Source organism: Salmonella sp. SAL03688, assembly GCF_046551895.1.
In the GTDB taxonomy this organism is placed as follows: domain Bacteria; phylum Pseudomonadota; class Gammaproteobacteria; order Enterobacterales; family Enterobacteriaceae; genus Salmonella; species Salmonella enterica.
In genome coordinates, this window is record NZ_JBGDVI010000009.1 from 184,723 (window position 1) to 195,420 (window position 10,698).

At 53.1% G+C, this 10,698-nt stretch carries 8 protein-coding genes; 4 read left to right on the forward strand and 4 right to left on the reverse strand.

What is annotated here, in order from left to right:
- Positions 1–7: 7 nt before the first annotated feature.
- Positions 8–1,210 (reverse strand): nucleoside permease NupC, encoded by a 1,203-nt coding sequence (gene nupC / locus ACLJR2_RS11945; RefSeq protein ID WP_000376347.1) that lies wholly within the window; start codon positions 1,208–1,210, stop codon positions 8–10.
- A gap of 342 nt (positions 1,211–1,552) precedes the next feature.
- Here nupC and ACLJR2_RS11950 point away from each other — a divergent pair, with 342 nt between their 5' ends.
- Entirely contained in the window at positions 1,553–2,794 is a 1,242-nt protein-coding gene (locus ACLJR2_RS11950) for an Nramp family divalent metal transporter (RefSeq protein ID WP_000131734.1), read from the forward strand.
- Positions 2,795–2,854: 60 nt separating this feature from the next.
- Here the strand turns inward: ACLJR2_RS11950 and ypeC are convergent, their stop codons facing one another.
- The gene (gene ypeC / locus ACLJR2_RS11955) at positions 2,855–3,181 is read right to left on the reverse strand and encodes a DUF2502 domain-containing protein YpeC (RefSeq protein ID WP_000490096.1); all 327 of its coding nucleotides are present in this window, start codon (positions 3,179–3,181) and stop codon (positions 2,855–2,857) included.
- 113 nt (positions 3,182–3,294) lie between these two features.
- The gene (gene mgrA / locus ACLJR2_RS11960) at positions 3,295–4,293 is read right to left on the reverse strand and encodes an L-glyceraldehyde 3-phosphate reductase (RefSeq protein ID WP_000640280.1); all 999 of its coding nucleotides are present in this window, start codon (positions 4,291–4,293) and stop codon (positions 3,295–3,297) included.
- Positions 4,294–4,472: 179 nt separating this feature from the next.
- Between mgrA and ACLJR2_RS11965 the strand changes: the two genes are divergently transcribed.
- On the forward strand, positions 4,473–6,125 hold the full coding sequence (locus ACLJR2_RS11965; RefSeq protein WP_001180879.1) for an alpha-keto acid decarboxylase family protein: 1,653 nt from the start codon (positions 4,473–4,475) through the stop codon (positions 6,123–6,125).
- Between the two features lie 19 nt (positions 6,126–6,144).
- Here ACLJR2_RS11965 and ACLJR2_RS11970 read toward each other — a convergent pair whose 3' ends face one another.
- Positions 6,145–7,380, reverse strand: a complete 1,236-nt coding sequence (locus ACLJR2_RS11970) for an ion channel protein (protein ID WP_000468922.1) — start codon at positions 7,378–7,380, stop codon at positions 6,145–6,147.
- Between the two features lie 203 nt (positions 7,381–7,583).
- On the opposite strand from ACLJR2_RS11970, the gene glk reads away from it, so the two are divergent.
- Together glk and alaC are read left to right on the forward strand one after the other, a co-directional pair.
- Entirely contained in the window at positions 7,584–8,549 is a 966-nt protein-coding gene (gene glk / locus ACLJR2_RS11975) for a glucokinase (RefSeq protein WP_000170380.1), read from the forward strand.
- A 720-nt stretch (positions 8,550–9,269) separates the two neighbouring features.
- Positions 9,270–10,508 carry an alanine transaminase gene (gene alaC, locus ACLJR2_RS11980; protein WP_000763123.1) on the forward strand — a complete coding sequence of 413 codons (1,239 nt, stop codon included), beginning with the start codon at positions 9,270–9,272 and terminating at the stop codon, positions 10,506–10,508.
- The last annotated feature ends 190 nt before the right edge of the window (positions 10,509–10,698 follow it).

Consider the following 10,698-nt stretch of genomic DNA (forward strand, 5'->3'; position numbering starts at 1 on the left):
CGCAGACTTACAGTACCAGCGCCGCGATAGAGGCGGACAGTACGCTCACCAGCGTAGAACCGTAAACCAGTTTCAGACCAAAACGGGAAACCACGTTGCCTTGCTCTTCGTTCAGGCCTTTAATCGCGCCCGCAATAATACCGATGGAAGAGAAGTTCGCGAAGGACACCAGGAAGACGGAGATAATGCCTTCAGCGCGTGGAGAGAGGGTAGAGGCGATTTTCTGCAGATCCATCATCGCCACGAATTCGTTGGAAACCAGTTTGGTCGCCATGATACTTCCTACCTGCAGCGCTTCACTGGACGGTACGCCCATTACCCATGCGACCGGGTAGAAGATGTAACCCAGAATGCCCTGGAAGGAGATGCTGTAGCCGAACCAACCGGTAACCGTTGCGAACAGCGCGTTCAGCGCCGCGATCAGCGCGATGAAGCCGATCAGCATCGCCGCGACGATAATCGCCACTTTAAAACCTGCCAGAATGTACTCGCCCAGCATTTCGAAGAAACTTTGGCCTTCATGCAGGTTCGACATCTGAATATTTTCTTCGCTGGCATCAACGACATAGGGGTTGATCAGCGACAGAACGATAAAGGTGCTGAACATGTTCAGAACCAGCGCTGCGACCACATATTTAGGGTCCAGCATGGTCATATACGCGCCCACGATAGACATGGAAACGGTAGACATTGCGGTCGCCGCCATGGTGTACATGCGGTTACGGGACATTTTGCCGAGGATATCTTTATAAGCGATAAAGTTCTCAGACTGGCCGAGGATCAGCGAGCTGACGGCGTTAAAAGACTCCAGTTTGCCCATACCGTTTACTTTGGACAACAGGAAACCAATAGCGCGGATGACCACTGGCAGAACGCGGATATGCTGAAGAATACCGATCAACGCGGAAATAAAGACGATCGGGCACAATACTTTCAGGAAGAAGAACGCCAAACCTTGATCGTTCATACTGCCAAAGACGAAGTTTGTCCCTTCGTTGGCAAATCCGAGCAGTTTTTCAAACATCTCGGAGAAACCTTTTACGAAGCCAAGGCCAACATCCGAGTTCAGGAAGAACCAGGCCAGTAATACTTCGATAACAAGTAACTGAATGACGTAACGAATGCGAATTTTTTTACGGTCACTGCTAACCAGCAGTGCGAGTACCGCAACAACGGCAAGCGCCAGGACAAAATGAAGGACGCGGTCCATATTTGCTCCAAATATGAGGCAGGTTTAATTTTCGTGCACATTCTATGCAACAGCCGTAAAGAAAACGAGATCCAACACACACTATAATAAGGACCTGTGACGAGATTCAAAATTAGTGATCTGTAATACACTTTTACTGTACTGAATATGAAAATGAAAAGTTATATCAGTGTGCTAATCTTGTAATGTTAAGCCAAACTGTTCTGAAACAGGTCGTCATCGTATCGGTCTATCGTTTCACACTATCAAAGTAATCACCCGTACCCATTGAAATGCACTTGATAATCATTATCAATAAACATAGCATGAAACATAGCAAAGGCTATGTTTTTGAGGCAAAAGATGACTGACAATCGCGTAGAGAATAGCAGCGGACGGGCGGCGCGCAAGCTAAGGCTCGCATTAATGGGACCTGCGTTCATTGCCGCGATTGGTTATATCGATCCCGGTAACTTCGCGACCAATATTCAGGCCGGCGCCAGCTTTGGCTACCAGCTACTCTGGGTGGTGGTCTGGGCGAACCTGATGGCGATGCTGATTCAAATCCTCTCGGCAAAACTCGGAATCGCCACGGGCAAGAACCTGGCGGAGCAAATTCGCGACCATTATCCGCGCCCGGTAGTCTGGTTTTACTGGGTACAGGCGGAAATCATCGCGATGGCCACCGATTTAGCTGAATTTATCGGCGCAGCAATAGGTTTTAAGCTGATCCTGGGCGTCTCTTTATTACAGGGCGCGGTATTGACCGGTATCGCGACGTTTCTGATTTTAATGTTACAACGCCGCGGTCAAAAACCGCTTGAAAAAGTCATCGGCGGTTTACTGCTTTTTGTCGCCGCCGCTTACATTGTGGAACTGTTTTTCTCTCAGCCTGATATGGCGCAGCTCGGCAAAGGAATGGTTATCCCGGCGCTACCGAACCCGGAAGCCGTATTCTTAGCCGCCGGCGTGCTTGGCGCGACGATTATGCCGCACGTGATTTATCTGCACTCGTCATTAACACAGCATCTGCACGGCGGAACGCGGCAACAACGGTACTCAGCAACGAAATGGGATGTCGCTATTGCTATGACGATTGCCGGTTTTGTCAATCTGGCAATGATGGCGACCGCCGCGGCGGCGTTTCATTTTAGCGGCCACACCGGCATCGCCGACCTCGATCAGGCATACCTGACGCTGGAACCGTTACTAAGCCATGCGGCGGCAACGGTGTTTGGTCTTAGTCTGGTAGCGGCAGGGCTTTCCTCCACTGTGGTAGGGACTCTGGCGGGGCAGGTGGTGATGCAAGGGTTTGTCCGTTTTCACATTCCGCTGTGGGTACGGCGCACCATTACCATGCTGCCCTCATTTATTGTGATTTTGATGGGGCTGGACCCTACCCGAATTCTGGTGATGAGTCAGGTGCTGCTGAGTTTTGGTATTGCGCTGGCGCTGGTGCCGCTCCTGATTTTCACCAGTAACGCTACGCTAATGGGCGAGCTGGTGAACACGCGGCGGGTAAAACAGATTGGCTGGATAATTGTCGTGCTGGTCGTCGCCCTGAATATCTGGTTGCTGGTTGGAACGGTGATGGGGTTGTCATAAAGACAGAAAGATAGCAGGCCCGATGCGTGGGCGTCATCGGGCTGTTATTCAGCAGGAGGCTTAGTGATGATGTTTGTGACCCCGGCCTCGCCCGCGATGATCGTCGCGATCGCGCCAGCCTTCCCGATAACCGCGTTCATACGCTTTACGCTTATCCCAGCCGCGATGATAGCCGTTGTCATGGCGCCACCAGCGATTTTTACGCCATTCATAATGGTTGTGCCAGTAATCACGGTCGCGCCAGCGACCACCGTCCCAGTAGTTACCGTAATCATCGCGATCGCCAATCTGTAATTTTATTGAGGGCAACAGGGTGATTTCGCCCGCATTCGCGGTAAGCGGTGTAAAAGCCAGCAAGGCTGCCGCCAGAATCAGTGACCTGAACATACTTTCTCTCCTTCACGATCGAGCCGTCGCCGGCCTGTTAATGCAATATTACAAAGCAGTAAAGATTTGTTTCATCGCCTTAACTCTTAAATCATGAAGGAGAGCATTTTTTGCTAAAACCGCCCCTCCAGAATAGCGTCAATTTCTGCACATTCCGCCGCCGAAAAACGGCGATTGGCCAGCATTCCTGCGGCGTCTTCGATTTGCGACGGTTTGCTGGCGCCAATCAGTACCGAGGTAACGTTATCGTTACGCAGCACCCAGGCGAGCGCCATCTGAGACAATTTTTGGCCCCGTCGTGCAGCCAGTTCATTCAACCGGCGAACTTTTTCCAGTTTGTCGGCGGTAATCTGTTCTGGTTTAAGGAAACGGCTTCCGCTCGCCGCGCGGGAATCTTCCGGAATGCCATTCAGATAACGGTCAGTGAGCTGCCCGCCCGCCAGCGGCGAGAAGGCAATACTGCCGACGCCTTTTTCCTGCAACAGCGCCAGCAGCCCGTCCTCTACCCAACGCTCAAAAAGCGAATATTTAGGCTGATGAATCAGGCAAGGCGTGCCGAGATCCTCCAGAATATCGATAGCTTGTCTGGCCAGATCGGCAGGATAGTTAGAGATCCCCACGTACAACGCTTTGCCGTGGCGCACAAGGTGATCTAACGCTTTCATCGTCTCTTTAAGCGGCGTTTCGGGATCGGGACGATGGTGATAAAAGATATCGACATACTCCAGCCCCATACGTTTCAGGCTTTGATCGAGGCTGGCGATAAGGTATTTCCGTGAACCCCAGTCGCCATAAGGGCCATCCCACATGGTGTAGCCCGCTTTGGTGGAGATGATCAATTCATCACGCCACGGTAAAAAATCTTCCTGCAGAATGCGGCCAAAATTGCATTCTGCGGAGCCCGGCGGCGGCCCATAATTATTGGCGAGATCAAAGTGGGTAATGCCCAGATCGAACGCGCGTTGCAGCAGCGCCCGGCTATTTTCTACCCGTGTCGCATCGCCGAAGTTGTGCCATAACCCCAGCGAAATGGCGGGAAGTTTGACGCCGCTGCGCCCGCAGCGACGATACTCCATTGTGTGATAACGATTCTCATCGGGCTGATAAATCATGACCTTTCCCCCTGTGGCGTGAATAAATAGTGTATACGGTTACACTCGCCAGGCGGTATCCGGCTTTTACTGTTTGCCGCTGTAAACATTGTTTTCCAGGCTTTCATCCCCACCGTGCTGGACAGCCATCGCCATTCCTTAATACTCAACATAATGTCAACGTCAGAAGGAAAGCTGTCATGCAAAACCCCTATACCGTGGCCGACTATTTGCTGGACAGACTGGCAGGATGCGGCATTGGCCATCTTTTTGGCGTACCGGGCGATTATAACTTGCAGTTTCTTGACCATGTGATTGACCACCCGACCTTGCGTTGGGTGGGATGCGCCAATGAGCTGAACGCCGCTTATACCGCAGACGGCTATGCGCGCATGTCGGGCGCTGGAGCGCTACTCACCACCTTTGGCGTGGGAGAACTTAGCGCTATTAACGGTATCGCGGGCAGTTACGCGGAATATGTCCCGGTCTTGCATATCGTCGGCGCGCCCTGTAGCGCTGCGCAGCAGCGTGGCGAATTGATGCACCATACCCTCGGCGACGGCGATTTTCGTCATTTTTATCGCATGAGTCAGGCGATATCTGTTGCCAGCGCAATATTGGATGAACAGAACGCCTGTTTCGAGATTGACCGCGTATTGGGTGAAATGCTTGCCGCACGCAGGCCAGGATACATCATGCTGCCCGCCGACGTGGCGAAAAAAACGGCCATCCCGCCTACGCAGGCGCTGGCGTTGCCCGTGCATGAAGCGCAAAGCGGCGTGGAGACGGCTTTTCGTTACCACGCCCGTCAGTGCCTGATGAACAGTCGGCGCATTGCGCTATTGGCCGACTTTCTTGCCGGGCGTTTTGGTTTACGACCACTGTTGCAGCGCTGGATGGCGGAAACGCCCATTGCTCATGCGACACTACTGATGGGGAAGGGGCTTTTTGATGAACAGCACCCGAACTTCGTTGGCACCTATAGCGCTGGCGCCAGCAGCAAAGAAGTGCGTCAGGCCATAGAGGACGCCGATAGGGTTATCTGCGTCGGCACCCGTTTTGTCGATACCCTTACGGCCGGATTTACCCAACAATTGCCGGCGGAACGCACGCTGGAGATTCAGCCTTACGCGTCGCGCATCGGCGAAACCTGGTTCAACCTCCCGATGGCGCAGGCGGTGTCTACGCTGCGCGAACTGTGCCTGGAATGCGCTTTTGCGCCGCCGCCGACGCGTTCCGCCGGACAGCCAGTGCGGATTGATAAGGGAGAACTGACCCAGGAAAGCTTCTGGCAAACCTTACAGCAGTATCTCAAACCCGGAGATATTATCCTTGTCGACCAGGGGACTGCAGCTTTTGGCGCTGCCGCGCTGTCGCTTCCTGACGGCGCGGAAGTTGTGGTACAGCCGCTGTGGGGATCTATCGGCTATTCCTTGCCCGCCGCGTTTGGCGCGCAAACCGCCTGCCCCGATCGGCGGGTGATTCTGATTATTGGCGATGGCGCGGCGCAGCTCACGATTCAGGAGATGGGCTCGATGTTACGCGACGGGCAGGCGCCAGTCATCCTGCTGCTCAACAATGACGGCTATACCGTAGAGCGCGCCATTCACGGCGCGGCCCAGCGGTACAACGACATCGCGAGCTGGAACTGGACGCAGATACCACCGGCGCTAAACGCGGCGCAACAGGCGGAGTGCTGGCGGGTGACGCAGGGTATCCAACTGGCAGAGGTCCTCGAACGTCTGGCGCGCCCACAACGTCTGTCATTTATTGAAGTGATGTTGCCAAAAGCCGATCTGCCGGAATTACTGCGTACCGTGACCCGGGCGCTGGAAGCCCGCAACGGGGGATAATGGCCCCCGCTGCGCCGGATTAGGGTTCGTGACGGTTGGCGGCCAGCAACGGTTTTCCCGCCAGCAATAGCCAGGCGGGGAGCATCACAATGCAGAGCAGCGGCAGCAGATTGGTATCCGGTACGACGACTGCCGCCATAAACAGACTGAGCCAGCCGTCGCGCGTCACTACCAGCACTAAGCCAAGAATCGCGCAGGAGACGGTAATCGCCGCGGGTACGGCCTCAACATGGGCATGGAGCATGAGCCCCAGCGCCGCGCCGATAAACACAGCCGGAAAAATGCGCCCGCCGCGAAAGCCGCTCGCCGCCGCGATGACCAGCGCGGCGAGTTTGACGACGGTTAAGGTAAAATAATCTCCCGCGCCCAACGTCTGGCTAAACGCCATTTGTTGCATTTCGTCCAGGCCTTTAAACAGGGTAAGCGGCCCGCCAATGACGCCCAGAATACCCAGTATAAAACCGCCAATGCCGAGAATCAGGACCGGATTTTTCAGGCGATGCAGCAACTCATGCAGACGCGGAAGGCACCAGACGGCGACCATCCCAGCGGCAATGGCGATCGCCGCGACGATCGCTCCGCTGGCAATGTCCACCAGCCGCATCTGCGTGTAATGGGCGATGGGTAACGAAAAATGCGGATGAAAGAACAGGCTGGTGGTGAGTGACCCCGCCGCTGCCGCCATTAACGGCGCAAACAGGCGATCCCACATGGGAATATCGTTAGAGCCGCTAAGCGTTTGCGAAAAAATCAGCGCTGCGGCGACGGGCGTGCCGAACAGCGCGCCGATGGTACCCGCTGAGGCCAGAATCGTCCAGTCTAACGCCGTAATACGCGGAAACAGGCGGGAGCCGAAAGCCGCCGCCAGCGCGATATTTATTGTCATTATCGGATGCTCTGGCCCCAAGCTTACCCCACCAGCAAGGCCGATGATTAAGGCGAGAAGCAGCCCGGGTAGCGCAGATGGCGAGACCGGCATACTGATTAACGGTTCGATGGCCGGATCGGGGCCAGCGTGTCCGGGACTGTAACGGATAATCAAACCCACCACGATCCCGGTTAGCGTGAGCATACCCACTATCCAGAACGGCGAATCATAAGCGATGCCGATGCTGGTGGGCAGTCGTTGCCAAAGAAATTGCTGAAAAACCGACGCGACTTTCATCGCAGCGATTAAAACCAGGCTTGACGCTACGCCAATAATCAGCGCGGGGAGCGACAGCAGCAGCATCGTTCGGGCACGCGGGTGGAACATAATCTCTTCCTTACACGGGGTCGTATACCTATTTTGCACAGCCTGCCCGACGGCATTGCTGCAATTGGTGCTGAAACAAGAAAGTAATTCTGTGATGAAGATCTATATTTATAGGCAGTCAGCCTGATGGCCGTTGTTGTTATGCCCCCATGAATTTACAGTGTGACAAAGACTTATTTTGACTTTAGCGGAGCAGTAGAAGAATGACAAAGTATGCTTTAGTAGGAGATGTAGGCGGCACGAATGCGCGTCTTGCCCTGTGTGATATCGCCAGTGGAGAAATCTCGCAGGCCAAAACGTATTCCGGCCTGGATTATCCCAGTCTTGAGGCCGTGGTGCGCGTTTATCTCGATGAGCATAGCGTCAGCGTGGAAGATGGTTGTATCGCCATAGCCTGCCCGATTACCGGTGACTGGGTAGCGATGACTAACCATACCTGGGCTTTTTCTATTGCGGAAATGAAAAAAAATCTCGGCTTTAGCCATCTGGAAATCATCAACGATTTCACCGCCGTGTCGATGGCGATCCCGATGCTGAAAAAAGAGCATTTAATTCAGTTCGGCGGCGGCGAACCGGTAGACGGCAAACCTATTGCGGTGTATGGCGCGGGAACCGGCTTGGGCGTGGCGCATCTGGTGCATGTGGATAAGCGTTGGATTAGCCTTCCGGGCGAAGGCGGGCATGTCGATTTTGCGCCTAATAGCGAAGAAGAAGCTATGATTCTGGAAATATTGCGCGCCGAAATTGGCCACGTTTCCGCCGAGCGCGTGCTGTCTGGCCCGGGGCTGGTGAATCTTTACCGGGCGATTGTTAAGTCCGACAACCGTTTGCCGGAAAATCTGCGCCCGAAAGATATTACCGAACGCGCCCTGGCGGATAGCTGTATCGATTGTCGCCGCGCGTTGTCGCTCTTTTGCGTCATCATGGGGCGATTTGGCGGCGATCTGGCGTTAACCATGGGAACATTTGGCGGCGTTTATATCGCTGGCGGTATTGTCCCGCGCTTCCTGGAATTTTTTAAAGCGTCCGGCTTCCGTGGTGGCTTTGAAGATAAAGGCCGCTTTAAAGATTATGTACACGGTATTCCGGTCTATCTGATTGTCCATGATAATCCTGGCTTGTTAGGCTCCGGCGCGCATCTGCGCCAGACATTAGGTCATATTCTATAAGCCAGATGGTGGCATAAACGCGTTATCCGGCCTACAAAAGTGTGTCATCTGTAGGCCTGATAAGCGCAGCGTTATCAGGCAATTAAACATTCTCTTGTCAGTCTCAAACCGCGTGCCTCACGCGTTTTTTTTCATTGCCTTTCCTGTGCATGAATGCTTCAACTGTCTGAATTATTTCACTTTACTCTTGCTGAGCGAAAGGTCAAACACCAGCGCGTTGAGTCATCATGTCATAGCGGTTAGTCAGGCGAAAACAGGGATTTATTTTACTATACGTATCCGGTTCGCTGCCTTATTTACGCTTTCATCGCGGCAGCTTGCCGGAAAGGATCTTTATTTTCGGGGAAATGTCCCTGAAAAACACCGCAATATGACATGATTGAATACCATTATCATTAGTAAGGATTTTGGTTAAAGAGGAAAAACCACAAAATCAAAAGGGGATTATTTGAGATAAGGTTTATTGACAGGAAATTATCGTCGGCCGCGCCACGTTACGTAAATTCAATGATATCAATTTGTTAATAATATGATTTGTTTGATGCTATAACTGACACGTTTAAAAAGTAAGTTTTTACGCTTGTTCCTCTTTTTTGTCGCTAAAAATATTTTCATTAGCCTCTCGACAGGAAGAAAATTTTCAGGCTATTTTCTAAAGGAGCCACCATCGTGGCAGCGTCGCTCGGACGGTCCGGGCGCTAACGTTAATCTGAGGATATTATGGCTGACTTCCGCCCTGAACGTCGCTTTACGCGTATCGATCGCCTTCCGCCCTATGTTTTTAACATCACCGCTGAACTCAAAATGGCTGCGCGTCGGCGCGGTGAAGATATTATTGATTTCAGTATGGGTAATCCTGATGGCGCAACCCCTCCCCACATTGTCGAAAAACTTTGCACCGTCGCGCAGCGTCCGGATACGCACGGTTATTCCACGTCCCGCGGCATACCGCGTTTACGCCGCGCGATTTCTCACTGGTATCAGGAACGTTATAATGTCGATATCGATCCGGAAACCGAAGCGATTGTGACCATCGGTTCCAAAGAGGGACTGGCGCATTTAATGCTGGCGACGCTGGATCATGGCGATACGGTTCTGGTGCCGAACCCCAGTTACCCGATTCATATCTATGGCGCCGTTATCGCCGGGGCGCAGGTGCGTTCGGTTCCATTGGTAGAGGGGGTGGATTTCTTCAACGAGCTGGAGCGCGCTATTCGCGAAAGTTATCCGAAACCGAAAATGATGATTTTGGGTTTTCCGTCTAACCCTACGGCCCAGTGCGTCGAACTGGAATTTTTTGAAAAAGTGGTCGCTCTGGCTAAACGTTATGATGTGCTGGTGGTGCACGATCTGGCGTATGCCGATATCGTGTACGACGGCTGGAAAGCGCCATCCATTATGCAGGTGCCCGGCGCGCGCGACGTGGCGGTCGAATTTTTCACGCTGTCGAAAAGCTATAATATGGCGGGCTGGCGTATTGGGTTTATGGTGGGCAATAAAACCCTGGTCAGCGCGCTGGCGCGCATTAAAAGTTATCACGATTATGGCACCTTTACCCCGCTTCAGGTGGCGGCTATCGCCGCTCTGGAAGGCGATCAGCAGTGCGTGCGCGATATCGCCGAGCAGTATAAACGTCGTCGCGATGTGCTGGTGAAGGGGCTGCATGAGGCGGGCTGGATGGTTGAAATGCCGAAAGCCTCAATGTACGTCTGGGCGAAAATCCCGGAGCAATATGCGGCGATGGGATCGCTTGAGTTTGCCAAGAAGCTGCTGAATGAGGCGAAGGTTTGCGTTTCTCCAGGGATAGGCTTTGGTGACTATGGCGACACCCATGTACGCTTTGCATTAATAGAGAATCGCGACCGCATTCGCCAGGCCGTCAGAGGGATTAAAGCGATGTTCCGCGCCGATGGCGTGCTGCCGTCACATCCAAAACCCGTTGAAGCGAGCACGGAGTAGAAAAGCAAACAGGAGCCCCATGGCTCCTGTTTTTTGTCTATGGAAAACCCCCAGCTAGGCTGGGGGTTCCGGAAAGCTTTCAGCTTTAAGTCAGTTATTAAAACCCCTTTTGATTTGTTAAAACATCTTGCGGTCTGGCAACTGCAAAAGTTCAACAAGAAATCAAAAGGGGGTCCCAATGGGGGACGAA